Genomic DNA, 16186 nt, shown 5'->3' with positions numbered 1-16186 from the left:
ACAATATTTTGACGAAAGCAGGTCACACCATGCTCATCAGTCTGATCGTACCCTGTTACAATGAAGAAGAAGCGATGCCGCTTTTCTATAAAGAAGCCTCCCGCGTGGCGGCGGAGATGAAAACCAGCCACGGTGCGGATTTTGAGTTCATCTTTGTGGATGACGGCTCCCGCGACGGCACGCTGCGCGTCGCGCGTGAGCTGCACGCGCAGGACGACCGGGTGCGCTATGTCTCGTTCAGCCGCAACTTTGGCAAGGAGGCCGGCATTTACGCCGGTCTGCAGGCCGCCAGGGGTGATTACGTCGCCACGATGGACGCCGACCTGCAGGACCCGCCCGCGCTGCTGCCCCAGATGCTGGACACGCTGCTGACCGGCGCGTACGACTGTGCCGCCACCCGCCGCACGACCCGCAAGGGCGAGCCGCCGCTGCGCAGCTGGTTCGCCCGCAAGTTTTACCAGATCATCAACAAGATGTCTGATACAGAGATTGTCGATGGTGCGCGGGATTTCCGCCTGATGAGCCGCAAGATGACCGATGCCGTGCTGAGCATGGCCGAGTATAACCGCTTCAGCAAGGGCATTTTCAGCTGGGTCGGCTTTAAGACCAAATGGTTCGACTACGAGAACATCGAGCGCGTGGCCGGCACGACCAAGTGGAATTTCTGGGGCCTGTTCAAATACTCCATCGAGGGTATTGTCGGCTTCTCGACCACGCCGCTGCTGATGGCGGCGGGCGTGGGCGTTCTGTTCTGCCTGCTGGCGTTCATCGGTATTATTTTTGTCATCGTCCGGGCGCTGATGTTCGGCGACCCGACCTCCGGCTGGCCGAGCCTTGTCTGCATCATTCTGCTGTGCAGCGGCGTCCAGCTGTTCTGCACCGGCATCGTGGGCGAGTACCTGGCCAAAACCTACTTAGAGGTCAAGCACCGCCCCATCTACATTGTGGCCGAGACCGAAGAGGATAAAAAATAAACGATGGACTGGCAGAAAAAAGTAAGCCTGTGGTGTGCCAAAAACTTCCGCCCGCTGGTCGTGGCGCTGCTGGTCGGCTGCGGCGTACATTACACGATCTACGCTAACCAGCTGGGCACGATGGATGCCGTACACATCGGCGCACTGTACATTGCCGACGGCTGGCCCGAGCACCTGTATTGGGAAACCGAGCAGGGCCGTTGGGCACTGCGCCTGGTGGATATGCTGCGCGGCGGCATCAACCAGCCTGCACTTTCTGCATTGCTGATGCTGTTCCTCTACGCGCTGGCGGGTGTGCTGCTGACGGATTTGTTCGGCGTGCGCAGCCGCACGGCAAAATATCTGATTCCCCTCACGCTGGTCTGTGCGCCCTATGTGGCGGAGATCGAGTTTTTCCACTATTGCAGCGTGTCCTATGCGCTGTCCTTCCTGCTGGCTGTGCTGGCGGTGCAGTCCGCTGTCTGCGGTGTACGCTTTGCCTGGCTGGCGGGCACGGTCTGTATGGCGTTCTCGCTGGGTATGTACCAGGCCAACCTGGGTACGGCGGCAGGCTTGTGCGTCATGCTGCTGATTCTGGCGGTTCTGCGCCGCCCCGGCGCGTGGAAAGCCACCGGCCTGACCGCTCTGCGCATGGTGCTGATGGGCGGCAGCGGCGCGGTGCTGTATATGCTGATTTTAAAGGTGTTCCTGCGGCTGTACGATGTGGGCCTGTCCGGTGTGAACGGCATCAACGCTGTGGGGCTGGACACGCTGCGCAGTCTGCCGCTGGGCCTGAAAAACGCCTACTTTGATTTTTACGCCTACTTCTTCACCCACGGCATTGCCCAAAACCACTATGGGCAGATCGCAGGCTACCTGCTGCTGTTTGTGCTGGCGGCACTGGCCGGGCTGCGGTGGCTCGTCGTGCTGCATGACCGCAAGGCCGCCGCTGCGGCGGTGGTGCTGGTGGCCCTGCTGCCCGCCGCAGCCAATGTGACCGACGTTATCAACACCGGGGCCACTGTGGCGCTGCGGATGGCGGGCTCGCTGGCCATCGTGGTGCCGTTTGCCATTGCCGTGATCGACGCGGCTCCCGTGTTGACGGAACGGGCGTTCTCCTGGGGGATGGCGCTCTGCACGGCGTTCTGTGCGGTGCTGCTGCGTGGGTTTGCCGTGCAGGTCAACAACGACGCGGCGGTCATGCTGAAACAAAAGACCACCGTTGTGAACCTCGCCAACCGCCTGTGTACCCGGCTGGAAGAAAACGCCGACTACCAGAACGGCGCCGAGGTCGTGATCCTGGGCGAGCCGAAGCGCGGCGCGTACCCGGAGGAATCCCCGCTCAAGCCTATGGCCGGGGAATTGGCGCAGTTCGGCCCGCTCTCCTACGACCCGACGTTCAACGCCCACGGCTGGTATGTGCTGGTGTGGGACGAGCTGGGCGTCCAGCTCAACGAATGCGCGGACGATACTGTCCGAGCCATCAGCAACTCCGACGCGTTCAAGGCCATGCCCAACTACCCGGCAGATGGCTGTATCCAGACCATCGACGGCGTTGTCACGCTGAAGGTGGCAGATTTTCCGTTTTGAGAGCTGATAATGATGCGTGATATGACCAAGGGTGCCCCGCTGGGGCACCTCTTTCTGTATGCGGTGCCGCTGCTGTTGGGAAACTGGCTGCAGCTGGCGTACAATGCGGTGGATTCCATCATCGCTGGGCGGTTCATCGGGCAGGATGCCCTGGCCGCCGAGGGCGTGGCCGGGCCGGTCATGAACCTTGTAATTTTGGCCATCAGCGGGCTGTGTATCGGCGCGGGCGTGCTGATGAGTGAGGCGTTCGGGGCCAAACGAACCGACCGGCTGCAAGAAACGCTGGCGACGACGCTGCTGTTCGGGGCGGTGCTCTGCTGCGGCGCTGCGGCGCTGGGCTGTGTACTAACGCCGTGGATACTGCGTGCACTGGCCGTGCCGGATGCGATTTTCGGCATCACAGCCATCTATCTGCGCATCACGTTTTGGGGCGCACCGTTCACGTTTTTCTATAACGCGCTGGCGGCGGGGCTGAAAAGCGTCGGCGACAGCAAAACGCCGCTGAAATTTTTAGCGTTCTCCGCCGTGCTGAACGCTGTGCTCGACCTGATTCTGATAGGTGGGCTGGGCTTCGGCATCGTGTGCAGCGCCGCCACCACCGTGGCGGCCGAGGCCGCCAGCGCCGTGCTGGCAGCCGTTTACATGGCCCGCCGCGTGCCGGAGCTTTGCCCTGGGCGCGGGCAGTGGCGCATCCGCCGCGACCTGCTGGGGCCGATCCTGCGCTATGGCTCGGTCACGGCTTTGCAGCAGGCGGTGCAGCCGATTTGCAAGGTGCTGATCCAGGGACAGGTCAACGCGCTGGGCGTCGGAGCCATTGCGGCATTCAACGCGGTCACGCGGGTGGACGATTTCGCCTTTACGCCGGAGCAGAGCATCGCGACGGCCATTACGACCTACATTGCCCAGAACAGGGGCGCACAGCAGAACGAGCGCATCCGCCGCGGTTTTGCCGTGGGCCTGCGGCTGGAACTGGGTTACTGGCTGCTGGTGGGCTGCGTGACGCTGGCATTCCGCGGGCCGATCCTCTCGCTGTTTGTGGCGGGGGAGGGGGCCGCCGACGTGGTGGCCCTGGGCAGCGAGTACCTGGGGTACATGGCGGTGTTCTATGCTCTGCCCGCGCTGACGAACGGTTTCCAGGGATTTTACCGCGGCATGGGCAAGATGACGACGACGCTGATCGGGACCTGTATGCAGGCGGGTCTGCGCGCCGCCGCAGCCGCTGTGCTGGCCCCGCGTGTGGGGCTGCAGGGCATCGCCTTTGCCTGCGCCTTCGGCTGGTGCGTCATGCTGGCGTTTGAGGTGCCGTATTATTTTTGGACGTGTAAAAAGAAGGGGCTGTGAAGTCTCGGCAGTGCAGCTCCTGTAGGGGCCGGGCATGCCCGGCCCGCGCGTGAAAGGCGGGCGGCCGTTTGCCTTTTGCGGCGCGGACGAACAGCGTTTGACCCCGTGTAACATCTACTGATTTGCGGGGCGTCGAGGACGCCGCCCCCCTACGACCCCGCCGTATCCACGACGGGGTTTTTTGTGTAAAATTTCCCCAATATCTGCTGCGGCTGATTGTAATTTCTTCGACAAAATGCTACACTAATAATAGCTATCCCTGCATAAAATCTACCCGGAGAGAGGTAAACCGCCGTGCCAGAAGAACGCAAAGTCTACCGCAGCCCCGCCCGCGCTGCCGCCAAGGCCAGACCGGCCCAAACGGCGGCCCCGCGCCCGCCGCAGCCGCCCAAAAAGCCAAAGCGCCGCAGTGCCAAACGCCGCCGCAGTATGCTGGTACTGGGGCTGTGTTTGCTCTGCCTGGTTGTGGTGCTGGCGGTGTCTGTGGTGCTGGTGCGCTGCACGGCCGAGCCGGAAGGCCCCGCCGCGCCGGACTTTGGCACGCCCGCCGACGCCTGGCAGAAAAACGAGCTGGGCTACTACTTCAACACCAGCGGCCAGGCCATGCCCGCAGCTGTGCTCAAGGGCATGGACGTCTCCAAGTTCCAGGGCGAGGTGGACTGGGAAAAGGCCAAGGCCGCCGGCATCGACTTTGCCATCATCCGCTGCGGTTACGGCGGCGAGTGGGACGGCCAGGAGGAAAACTGGGCCCAGGACGACACCTACTGGCGGCGCAACGCTGACGAGTGTACCCGGCTGGGCATCCCCTTCGGCACCTATCTCTACTCCTACGCGACGACGGTGGAGGAGGCCCGCAGTGAGGCCGACCACGTTGCCCGGCTGCTGGGCCTGATCGCCCCGCCGCAGGAAGGTCTGGACGACTACACCGCCGCGCCCTACCAGCTGACCTACCCGGTCTACTACGACCTGGAAGATAAGTACATCAGCGGCGTTTTCCCCGCCGAGATGGCCGAGCTGACCGAGGCATTCTTCTCCCGGCTGGAAGAGCACGGCTACACCGGCAAGCAGGGGCTTTATGCATCGCTGAACTGGGTGCGGGGCCGCTTTTCAGATCCCGGCTTCGACCAATGGCGCGACAATCTCTGGATCGCCCGCTTTGCCGACGAGCTGGGCTACAACGGCACCTACGATATGTGGCAGTCGACGTACAGCGCCCCCGGCGCGGACTACGGTGTGCAGAGTGAGACGGTGGACCTGGATTTCGTCATGCGGCCGTTTACATTTACAGGCGTGTCGGCCTGCAACGGCAAGGCGGCAGCGCCGGTGCTGCTGAACGACACCCGCACCGATGAGCTGCACATGGATGGCAAGGACGCCTACGCCACGCTGGCGACGAACGAGCCGGGCGAGGACGAAGGCGGCCGCAGGGTCTACTGGACGACAAGTGACAAAAACATTGCCACCGTGGACAAAAACGGCACGGTCCGCGCCCGCACCGACAGCGGCGAATGTACCATCACGGCCACGCTGGCCGACGGTACTGAGAGCATTTCCTGCCTGGTGCGCATCGGGGACATTACGGTCCCGGTCTTTGCCACAGCAGGGCTGCACGGCGACCGAACGACGCTGGCGGACGCCGCCGCGCTGAAGGCCTCGACCCCGGATTCGATTTTGCTGGATGCGGGCGGGGCGCTGCACGGTACCCAGAGCGCCAGCCTGACCGGCGGTATGGATATGCTGTCCGGCTTCTCGGCGGCCGGGTACGACCTGCAGGCCATGGCGCTGGACGACTTCGCCTACGGAACGTCCCGCCTGGTCAGCGACGCCAACATGGGCAGCGGCCCGTCGCTGGCGTCGAACCTCATCAACACCGACGCCACCGCCGTGTTCTACCGCTCGACCAGCTGGAACCGCAACCGCGTCACCAACGGTATGTACACGATTGTCGAGCGCGCGGGGTACAAAATCGGCTTCTTTGCGCTGAACGATACGGCCCAGGCGGCGAAAATTTCCGCCTCCAACGGCGAGTTCATCACGGCCCGCGACTGGACCGACACCGCGAATGAGCAGATCACGGCGTTGCAGAACGCCGGGTGCGATGCCATCATCGCCGTGGCGTCCACCGCGCCGGAGGGTGATTGGCAGAAGGCGCTGCTGAACAGCGGCGTGACCGCCATCATCGACGGCACGACCGCCGAGAGCAGCCCGAACGTGCTGGGCGCGGGCCTGGGCCTGGACGGCGTGGCGCAGCTGAATCTGGTGTTCACCCAGGGCGGCGGCTGCCGCGCCGAGGTGCAGAGCGCCGTGACGGCGGACACCTTGCAGGCAAAACGCACCGACTGGGAAACCCTGGCCGCCAGTGCTGCCGCCGACGACCAGACCACGGCAAGTGATGCTGCCGACCCCGACAAGGACACCGAGGCCGCAGGTGGCAAGGACACCGCCGCCCCGACCGAGAGCGTTGACGAAGCGCAGCAGGCGGGTGCGGACGCCTACACTTACGCCGCCGCCAAGCTGGCCGGGCTGGACGCCGATGACCAGAGCATCTACTACACGCCGCTGTTCACCTACGCCGAAAACCCCGACACCAGCAAGACCATCAGCTTCGGCAACTATCTGGCGGCGCTCTACGCTGAAATTGTGGCAAACGATAACGCCGGCGGCCTGCCCGAGGGCACATCCGCCGAAGCCTTTGCTGGCGGCGTGACCGAGCTGGAATACGGCGATATCACCCGCGGCGATCTGCTGAACGCCCTGCCTGCCACGGCGCGCATCCAGCTGGTCAGCCTGCCCGCTGACGCGGCCAAGGCCCTGGCCGACGGCGGCACGGTGAGCCGCGTTTACCAGAACAGCCTGACCGAGTACGCGCCCGAGGGCGACACCGCCTACATCGTCACCGACACGGCCACGCTGGCGGCCCTGAATGTTGACTACACCGTCCTGCGCGACTACGGCGACGTATTCTGGGCTGTGCGCATGAACATTAACGATCTGACGAATAATTTCAATGATGACTTTGTCCTGCCCGAGGCCCCACAGTACGGCGTCGGGCGGCGCGGCTAAAGGATGAACGGCATCCTCCCGGGAGGTCGCTTTCTTTTGGCAGCAAAAGAAAGCTCGCAAAGAAAACTGCCGCTGTTGCGACGTGGTGCGGGGCTCTGCTCCGCCCGCGCCGTCAGGGGAAGGCTTCCGCCCTCCCTTACCCCTCTCGCTTTTCCTCTGCTGCTCCGTAGGGCGGCCTGTCCTCAGGCCGCCGCACTGTGCCTTTAGAACTCCTTTATCCTTTAGTTGTAGGGGGCGGCGTCCTCGACGCCCCGCATCGCACCTTGCCCAATATCCCCATACCCCACCCGCCGCTCACCAAACATATGGATTATTTGACCAAAGGGGGCACCCACATGAAACTCACATTCCTCGGCGCTGACCGGGAAGTCACCGGCAGCTGCACACAGGTCGAAGCCGCAGGGCACCGCTTTTTGGTGGACTGCGGCATGGAGCAGGGGCGCGACGTCTACGAAAACGCCGACCTGCCCTATGCCCCCGGCACCTATGAGGCCCTGCTGCTGACCCATGCCCATATCGACCACTCGGGGCGCATCCCGTACCTGTACAAAAATGGCTACCGCGGCCCGGTCTATACCACCGAGGCCACCCGCGACCTCTGCGGCATCATGCTCGAGGACTCCGCCCACATCCAGGAGCAGGAGGCCGAGTGGAAAAACCGTAAGGCCATGCGCAGCGGCGCAGAAATGATCGAGCCGGACTACACGGTCGAGGACGCCCAAAACGTCATGAAGCAGTTCGTGCCCTGCCCCTATGAGGCATGGCAGACCCTGTTCGACGGCCCCCAGGGGCGTATCGAGGTGCGCTTTACCGACGTGGGCCACCTGCTGGGCAGCGCGTCCATCTCGCTGCGCATTGCGGAGCCGGGCCGTGCGCCGGAAATCATCGTGTTTTCCGGCGATATCGGCAACCAGCACCAGCCGCTCATCAAGGATCCGGCCAACCCCGGCCATGCCGATTACCTCGTCATGGAGTCCACCTACGGCGACCGCAGCCACGGCCCCAAGCCCGACTACCTGGGCGAGCTGACCGCCGTGCTGCAATCGACCTTTGACAAGGGCGGCAACGTGGTCATCCCCAGCTTTGCCGTGGGCCGCACGCAGGAATTGCTCTATTTCTTCCGCCAGATCAAGGCCGAAAAGCGCGTCAAGGGCCACGACAATTTCCCGGTGTTCGTGGACAGCCCGCTGGCCAGTAAGTCCACCACGATTTTCAGGGAAAACTTCGCCGAGTGTTACGACGACGAGGCCCTTGCCCTGGTGCAGAGCGGCCAGAACCCGCTGCAGTTCCCGGGGCTGCACATCAGCGAGACGAAAGAGGAATCCATGGCCATCAACGGCGACCCGACGCCGAAAGTCATTATCTCCGCCGCCGGTATGTGCGATGCGGGCCGCATCCGCCACCACCTGAAATACAACCTCTGGCGGCCGGAGTGCACGGTGCTGTTCGTCGGCTACCAAAGCCCGGGCACCCTGGGCAATGCGCTGGTCAACGGCGCACAGGAGGTCAAGCTCTTCGGCGAGCCGGTGCAGGTCAAGGCCCGCATTGCGCAGCTGGGCGGGCTTTCGGGCCATGCGGACTGTGACGGTTTGGCCGCCTGGCTCCACGCCTTTGACGAGAAACCGAAGTTCGTTTTTGTCAACCATGGCGAGGACGCTGTGGCCGAGCACTGGGCCGAGAAACTGCGCACCGAAGGCTACGAGGCCGACGCGCCGTACAACGGCTCGGTCTGGATCGCGGCCGAAGGGCGCGTTGCCTGCGCCGAGACGGGCAACACGCAGAAGATCATCCGCACCAAGAGCGCCGAGATGGTGCGCACCAGCGCTGCCTACGACCGGCTCGTCAACATGGGCAAGCGCCTGATGGCGGTCATCCGCCACAACCAGGGCGGCGCCAACAAGGACCTTGCCAAATTCGCCAGCCAGATCGCCGCGCTGTGCGACAAATGGGACAGATAAAAAAGATAATAGATAAGAAAATTGGCGGATCGCACCGCTTGCGCGGCGCTCAAAATTTCGTTTTCGCCCTTGGGGCGAAAATACCACATTTTTTATTATCTATTATCTACTAAAGGAGTATTTACTTTGTGGCATCCGATCAAGCATTATAAAACGATCCATCATCATAAAATGCTGGTGATGAAGCACTGCTTCCGCTGCGGGCTGTACTGGCAGGGGCTGACCCATGATTTGAGCAAGCTCGCGCCGGTGGAGTTCTGGGCCGGTGCCAAGTACTGGCAGGGCACTTGCAGCCCCAACAACGCCCAGCGCCAGACCGAAGGATACAGCGCGGCCTGGCTGCATCACAAGGGCCGGAACAAGCACCACCTGGAATATTGGATCGACTACGCCCCAGACGGCGACCATGCCATGGCCGGGATGCGGATGCCCGAAAAATACGTGGCCGAGATGGTCTGCGACCGTATTGCCGCCAGCAAAAACTACAAGGGCAGCCGGTACACCGACGCCGCTGCGTGGGAGTACTACGACCGCAGCAGGGATCACTACATCCTGCACCCCGAGACCCGCAAACAGCTGGAAACCTGCCTGCTGATTTTACGCGACAAGGGCGAGGACGCGTGCTTTGCGCATATCCGTAAGGAACTGCTGGGAAAGAAAAAGTAAGCAATGCGGTCTATAAACGACAAAAGCCCCGTGGGCACAGTTTTTACACTGTGCCCACGGGGAAAGCTTTTTTATTTCTCCGCCAGCCGCCGGTATTCCAGTGGGGTCAGGCGGAATTGGTCGGCAAAGGCTTTGGCAAATTTGCTCTGGCTCTCGTAGCCGACCTGTACGGCGATGTCCTGTACCTTTAAGTCCGTGTGGGCCAGCAGGTCTGCAGCCTTTTCCAGCCGCTTGCGGCGGAAGTAGGGCAGGTAGCCGTCGCCCAGCACGTCGCGGCAGTAGGCTTTGAAGCTGCTCTCGCTGACGCCGAACTGCACGGCCAGCTCCCTGGCGGTGTGGCGCACCGACAAATCTGCCAGCATCAGGGTCTCGGCATCGCGCACCAAATCCACCTGCGCCCGGGGATACCAGGCCATCTGGTCCGCGTAAGGCAGCTGCAGCAGCATATAGAGCAGCCGCACCACGGCATAGCGAAGCTCGCCCGGGCTGGCATAGCCCGAGACGTCGAATTCGCGCCAAAGCTCGTCCACCAGCGCGGCAAGTTCGTCACCCATGGGGCAGTAATAGGGGCCGCCGGCGCAGAAATAGTTGATGATGCCGTGGACGTCCAGGCCCATCAGGGCCAGAAAGCCGCTGCCGGTCTGGGCGTCCGGGTCGATCCAGAATTGCAGCCCCTCATAAACGGCCCCGGGGTAGTAGTCGTCGGCCCCGGCGGCGGTCATGCTCACAGCGGCGTGGCCGTCGGCGGCGATGGTGCAGTAGTCCCCGGCAGGCAGCGCATGGCGGCCCCGGCGGCAGAACTCCACCGAGAGCAGGTGTGCCCCGGCGGCGGGCGGCGGCACGGCGGGGGCCGATGTGCCCGCGATATGACGGAACGCCAGCCACACCCCGGATCCCAGCGCTGTGCAGGCGGGGGCGGTATTCGATTGTGGTAATGTTGTGTTTATCATGGCAGTATTATAGCACAAGATGATGTGTGCGGCAAGAGGTTTCAAAGAAATTAGATGCTAAAAGGGACTAAATACGCGAATTTGCGTTTTTGCATAGGCGATTTAAATGCTAAAAAGACTAAAAGTGCATAGCTGTCAAAATGACGAAAAACACCTCGGGAACACACGCCAGATTCGGCAATGTGCCCGGGGTGATGTTGTGGTTATTGATTTTCCCGGAAATAATACACGGCACCGACCAGACCGGCGTCGTTTTGGAGGGCGGCGGCTTTGATTTCCAGCCCCTCCGCGAAAGCGGGCATGACCGACTTGCACACCTGCGCGGCCAGCGGATCGATCAAAAGCTCCTGCTGGGCGCTGACACCGCCGCCAATCAAAATCAGCTGCGGGTTGAAGATGTGTACCAGCCCGGCCAGGCCCTGCGCAATCTCGCTGATCCAGTCGTTCAGCACAGCCAGCGTGCGGGCGTTACCTGCGGCGGCTGCCTCAAAGATCGCGCGACCGTCGGGGGCGTCCAGGCCCATCTTCTGGGCACCGCGCACCAGCGCCGTCGTGGCGGCGTACCGCTCATAGCAGCCGATGGCACCGCAGGTGCAGGCCACGCCGTCCAGCGCGTGCAGGCGGAAATGTCCCAGCTCACCGCCAAGGCCCCGCGCACCCTCCAGCAAACGGCCGCCGGTGATGATGCCGCCGCCCACGCCGGTGCCTAAGGTGACACCGATCACATCGGTGTACCCCTTGGCCGCGCCGACCCAGACTTCGCCCAGCACCATGCAGTTGGCGTCGTTGGCGACGGTGAGCGGCAGGCCAAACTCGCGTTCCAGCGTGCCTTTGATATCCACGCCGATCCAACCCGGGAAATTACCGCAGGTCCCCGCGACCACGCCGCGGCGGCTGTCAATCTGCCCGGTGGCGGACACGCCGATGCCCTCGAGCTTCGGCACATCATGGCTGCCCAAAAAGTCGCGGATGGCGGTCTGCACGGTGTCCAGGATCGGCGTCTTGTAGCCGTCAAAGCTGACGCTGCGCTCGGCGCGGCGCAGCACGCGGCCGGTGTCATCGACCAGGCCCAGCTTGACCGCTGTGCCGCCGATATCGACGCCCAGATAGGTTTTACTCATAGCGCACCTGCTTATTTGTGGTTGTTGATGGCGGCAGTGTAGCGGGCCGTGATTTCGGCCGGGCGGGTGATGGCACCGCCCACGACCAGCGCGAACGCACCGGCGTAGAGGGCCTGCACGGCCTGCTCGGGCGTGTGGATGTGGCCCTCGGCAATGACCTTGGCCGGGCACTCGCGGGCCAGCTGGGCGATAAAGCCGAAGTCAACGTCGTTGATACCCTTCGTCTCGGGGGTGTAGCCGCGCATCGTTGTACCGACGAAATCCGCACCGGCTCCCGCGCAGGCCAGCGCATTCTCAATATTGTCGCAGTCGGCCATAACGAGCTGGTCGGGGTACTTTTCCTTGATGGCACGGATAAATTCGGCGCTGGTCTGCCCATTGGGGCGCAGGGCACCGGTGCCCTGCACGGCCAGAATGTCCACGCCGCAGGCCACCAGTTCGTCGACCTCCTTCATCGTGACGGTGATGTACATGGGCGTGCCGGGGTAATCCTTTTTGATGATGCCGATGACCGGCAGGTCAACGACCTGCTTGATCTGGGTGATATCGCGCACGGTGTTGGCGCGGATGCCGACAGCACCGGACTGGGCGGCGGCCTTGGCCATCAGCGGCATGACGCCGCCTTCTTTCGTGTACAGCGGTTCGTGCTCCAATGCCTGGCAGGAGACGATAAGACCGCCCTGGATTTGGGTGAAGATTTGTTCGTGGGTCATAGTGAGGACTCCTTTCCATACGCAAAAAGGCTTCCCCCTCGGGGCTGCGCCCGCAGGCGCGTGTCGAAGCGCAACCGCCGGAGGCGGCTCTTAGCGCGGAGACTGAAGCTGTCACCGAAGGTGACTGATGAGGGGCAAACACTGCCGTTGCTGCCCGTTCACGGGTTCCTGCGGCAAGACTGCCCCTCATCCGGCCCTGCGGGGCCACCTTCCCCCAAGGGGGAAGGCTTGGGGAATGCAAATTATTTCATCAAAATCTTGACGACGGCTTTTCTTACGTGGGTGCAGTCGGGCGTTTTGCAGCTGGGTTTGTGCAGCTCGCCGGGGAAGAAGATGGCGAAACGGCCATCGCCCAGCGTCATGCCGCAGTGATCGGGGGCGGACTTGAAACCGCAGTCGGCGGTCTCGTCAAAGACGCCCTCGTCCTTGCCCTCGGATGCCCAGCCCAGGTACTCGCCGCCGGTCAGGTCGATTTGCAGATCGGCGTAGCGGCGGTGGTATTCAAACGCTGCGCCCTCGGCGTCGCGCAGGTCGGCATCCATCACGTTGACAAAAACCTTGTCGCCGTCAATGATGGTCTTGCCGTTTTCCAGCGCATCCAGCGTGTGGCTGTTCAGCCATTCGATGGCGGTGTCCAGGTTCGGGTGCAGACCCTTGTAACAGGCAATGTAATCAAACGAATCTACGATCATTTTTTTACCCCTTACAGTGCTGCAATGGCTTCTTCGATCATCTTCTGCGCTTCGGCGACGACGGCCTCATCCTCGGGGGCGAGGTTGGCCAGCGGGGCACGGACGCCGCCCAGCTCCAGGCCGTACATCCGGCGCAGGATCTCCTTCATGACCGCGTACAGGTTGCCCTTGGCCTCGCACATCTTGTAGATGATGCGGTCAGCCTTGTACTGGATGGCGCGGGCAGTGGGGATGTCGCCCTTCTCGATCAGCTCGTTCATGCGGATGAACAGTTCGGGCATGACGGCGTAGGTGCCGCCGATGCCGCCGTCAGCGCCCATGACGCGGCCGGAGACGAACTGCTCGTCGGGACCGTTGAACACGGCGAAACCATCCTCGCCGCGGGCCTGGATGCCGGCATCCTTGAACAGCTGGATATCCTGGGTGGGCATGGAGCTGTTCTTGACAGCGATAACGTTGGGGTTCTTGAGCATGGTCTGCAGCAGGGGCATGGTCAGCGCCGTGCCTGCCAGCTGCGGAATGTTGTAGATGACGAACTCGGTGTTGGGGGCAGCGGCGCTCATGGCGTTCCAGTAGGCGGCAATGGCGTCGTTGGGCAGGTGGAAGTAGATGGGCGGGATGGACGCGATGGCGTCAACGCCGCACTTCTCGGCATGGGCGGCCAGCTCGACGGAATCGGCGGTATTGTTGCAGGCAACGTGGGCAATGACGGTAATCTTGCCCTTGGCCTCGCTCATGACGGCCTCGAGAACGGCTTTGCGCTCGTCGGGGTGCTGGTAGATGCACTCGCCGGAGGAACCGCCGACGTAGACGCCCTTGACGCCCTTGGCAATCAGGTGGCGGGTCAGCGCCTTGACGCGCTCGGTGGAGATAGAGCCGTCCGGTGCGTAGCAGGCATAGAAGGCGGGGATGATGCCGCGGTACTTGGTAATGTCTTTCATAAACAAAACACTTCCTGTTCATAAATAGCTGATGTTACGTTGAATTTTGAAGGAGAAGGGTGGTGCGGATATGTGGGATGCGGCGACACAGCGTGTCAAAAAATCACATTCTTGGTTTATGGAATGTGTAGGGGCGACCATCGGTCGCCCGCCAACTTGGCGCAGCATCGCGGTTTCCGGGTCGGTTTTCATACAAGGCAAACGGGCACGGGCGAGCAATGCTCGCCCCTACAAGAGCTTTTCGACAACCGGAACTTCCGGCGGTCGGATTTTTAGCCCTTAACAGCACCCATCGTGATGCCCTTGGTAAAGTACTTCTGGAAGGCAAGGAACACGATGATGATGGGCACGGCGGCCAGCGCGGCGCCGGCCATGATCAGGCCGTAGTCGGTGGAGTTCTCGGCCTGCAGCTTGGCGATACCAAGGGAGATCGTCAGCTTGCTGGTGCTGGACAGCATGATCAACTGCATGAAGTAGTCGTTCCAGGAGTTGATGAAGGTGAAGATGGCCAGCGCACCGATGCCGGGCTTGATGATGGGCAGCGCGATGCGGGTAAAGGTCGTGGCTTCGCTGGCACCGTCGATGCGGGCGGCTTCCAGCATCTCACCGGGGATGCCCTCGCTGAACTGCTTCATCAGGAACACGCCGAAAGGCCAGCCGACGATGGGGAAGATGACCGCCCAGATCGTGTTGTACAGGTTCAGGCTGCTCATCTCGCGCAGCAGGGGAATCAGGATGACCTGCTTGGGCAGCGCCATGGCGCAGACGATCAGGGTGAACAGAACGCTGCGGCCGACGAAGCGCTTTTTCGCCAGGGCATAACCGGCCATGGCGGAGGTGATGCAGGTCAGGATCATCGAGGCAACGGCCATAAAGACTGTGTTGATGAGCCAGCGGATGGCGGCGGGTACCTGGGGGCCGGACCACCAGATGATGTCCTTGCCGTCTTTGCTGAAGTTGCTGCTGAACGGCACTGCAAACTCCCACAGGGGGGCTTTCTGGCGGCTGAACAGCTTGGCGTAGTTCGTGGCGACCCACTCACTGGGCCACCATTCGGGCGTGGTGGCGTTGATGGACACCTGCGTCTTGAAGGAGCCGGTGATGATCCAGTACAGCGGGAAGGCAAAGGCAATCGCCAGCAGGATGATGACGATGGTGCTGAACACCATGTAGGGGGAAACTTTCTTCTTTTTCTTTTTGGTCTGCTCAGTGGCAGGCGCAGCGGTTTTCGTTGCTTCCATGTCAAATTTCCTCCTTTCAGTCAGACTGCGTGACCTTGAACTGCACAGCGGACAGCACGGCAATCATCAGGGCCAGGATAACGCCCATCGCGTTGCCGTAGCCGTACTTGTACAGCTTGAAGGCGGTGTAGTAGATGTAGTACATGATGGTATCGGTGGAGTGATTCGGGCCGCCGGAAGTCAACAGCTGGATCAGCGCGAAGCACTGGAAGGAGTTGATGGTGGTGATGACCAGGATGTACAGTGTGGTGGGCATGATCTGCGGCCACTTGATCTTCCAGAAGGCCTGCAGCTTGGTGGCACCGTCCACCTCGGCAGCCTCGACCAAAGACTGATCGACGTTGCCCAGGGCGGAAACGTACAGAACGATGGGCTGGCCGACGGAGGTGGTGAGCAGGATCAGGATGATGCAGCCCAGGGCGTATCGGGCGTCGCCCAGCCAGTTTATGTTCTGGTCAAGGATGCCCATGGATTTGCCCAGGTAGTTGAAGATGCCGTAGTAGTTGTTGAACATCCACTTCCACACGACGGTGACGGCGACGGAGCCGGTGACGACGGGCAGATAGAAGATGACGCGGAACAGCGAGGTCGCCCACGGCGGCATATTGACGATGGCGGATGCCACCCACAGCGAGAAGATGCAGGTGATGGGTACCGACACGATCACGATGATGAGCGTGTTGCGCAAGGCACCCAGGAACACGCTGTCGTGGAACAGGTTGATGTAGTTCTGGAAGCCGACAAAGACGTCGGCACGGTTCATGGTGGAATCAAAGAAGCTGGTGAATACGCACATCACCATGGGGTAGATGACGAAGCCGATAAAGAACACCAGACTGGGCAGCAGGAACAGATAACCGGCGATGGTCTCCTGCCGGACAAGCGCACGGCTCATCTTAGGCTCGCTCTTTTTGGCGGCTGTGTTTGCCAAGAGGATCGCTCCCTTCTAAATTTAAA

At 62.0% G+C, this 16186-nt stretch carries 13 protein-coding genes; 6 read left to right on the top strand and 7 right to left on the bottom strand.

Going from position 1 to position 16186, the window contains the following annotated elements; genetic code table 11:
• Positions 1-29 precede the first annotated feature (29 nt).
• From GPK89_RS10420 to GPK89_RS10395, 6 genes are all read left to right on the top strand, one after another.
• Complete coding sequence (locus GPK89_RS10420) at positions 30-974, top strand: glycosyltransferase family 2 protein (protein WP_215693049.1); 945 nt, start codon at positions 30-32, stop codon at positions 972-974.
• A gap of 3 nt (positions 975-977) precedes the next feature.
• Positions 978-2543 (top strand): glucosyltransferase domain-containing protein, encoded by a 1566-nt coding sequence (locus GPK89_RS10415; protein WP_215692907.1) that lies wholly within the window; start codon positions 978-980, stop codon positions 2541-2543.
• A gap of 9 nt (positions 2544-2552) precedes the next feature.
• Entirely contained in the window at positions 2553-3884 is a 1332-nt protein-coding gene (locus GPK89_RS10410) for an MATE family efflux transporter (protein ID WP_252261629.1), read from the top strand.
• 294 nt (positions 3885-4178) lie between these two features.
• Complete coding sequence (locus GPK89_RS10405) at positions 4179-6947, top strand: GH25 family lysozyme (RefSeq protein ID WP_215692905.1); 2769 nt, start codon at positions 4179-4181, stop codon at positions 6945-6947.
• A gap of 335 nt (positions 6948-7282) precedes the next feature.
• On the top strand, positions 7283-8905 hold the full coding sequence (locus GPK89_RS10400; protein ID WP_215692903.1) for an MBL fold metallo-hydrolase RNA specificity domain-containing protein: 1623 nt from the start codon (positions 7283-7285) through the stop codon (positions 8903-8905).
• A gap of 126 nt (positions 8906-9031) precedes the next feature.
• Complete coding sequence (locus GPK89_RS10395) at positions 9032-9571, top strand: DUF5662 family protein (RefSeq protein WP_275951435.1); 540 nt, start codon at positions 9032-9034, stop codon at positions 9569-9571.
• A gap of 71 nt (positions 9572-9642) precedes the next feature.
• Here the strand turns inward: GPK89_RS10395 and GPK89_RS10390 are convergent, their stop codons facing one another.
• The 7 genes from GPK89_RS10390 to GPK89_RS10360 all read right to left on the bottom strand — a co-directional run bounded on the left by GPK89_RS10390 (position 9643) and on the right by GPK89_RS10360 (position 16124).
• Positions 9643-10521: a helix-turn-helix domain-containing protein gene (locus GPK89_RS10390; RefSeq protein WP_215692901.1), complete on the bottom strand. Its 879-nt coding sequence runs from the start codon at positions 10519-10521 to the stop codon at positions 9643-9645.
• 203 nt (positions 10522-10724) lie between these two features.
• Entirely contained in the window at positions 10725-11642 is a 918-nt protein-coding gene (locus GPK89_RS10385; protein WP_215692899.1) for an ROK family protein, read from the bottom strand.
• Between the two features lie 11 nt (positions 11643-11653).
• Positions 11654-12355, bottom strand: coding sequence for an N-acetylmannosamine-6-phosphate 2-epimerase (locus tag GPK89_RS10380; RefSeq protein WP_215692897.1), 702 nt, complete (start codon positions 12353-12355; stop codon positions 11654-11656).
• A 242-nt stretch (positions 12356-12597) separates the two neighbouring features.
• Entirely contained in the window at positions 12598-13047 is a 450-nt protein-coding gene (locus tag GPK89_RS10375) for a YhcH/YjgK/YiaL family protein (RefSeq protein ID WP_215692895.1), read from the bottom strand.
• Positions 13048-13058: 11 nt separating this feature from the next.
• Positions 13059-13988, bottom strand: coding sequence for a dihydrodipicolinate synthase family protein (locus tag GPK89_RS10370; RefSeq protein ID WP_215692894.1), 930 nt, complete (start codon positions 13986-13988; stop codon positions 13059-13061).
• A gap of 272 nt (positions 13989-14260) precedes the next feature.
• Positions 14261-15229, bottom strand: a complete 969-nt coding sequence (locus tag GPK89_RS10365; RefSeq protein WP_215692892.1) for a carbohydrate ABC transporter permease — start codon at positions 15227-15229, stop codon at positions 14261-14263.
• 16 nt (positions 15230-15245) lie between these two features.
• Positions 15246-16124, bottom strand: coding sequence for a carbohydrate ABC transporter permease (locus GPK89_RS10360; protein ID WP_215693043.1), 879 nt, complete (start codon positions 16122-16124; stop codon positions 15246-15248).
• Positions 16125-16186 lie beyond the last annotated feature (62 nt).

The organism is Gemmiger formicilis (assembly GCF_018784445.1).
GTDB lineage: Bacteria > Bacillota > Clostridia > Oscillospirales > Ruminococcaceae > Gemmiger.
This window is presented reverse-complemented; position numbering and strand designations above follow the sequence as displayed.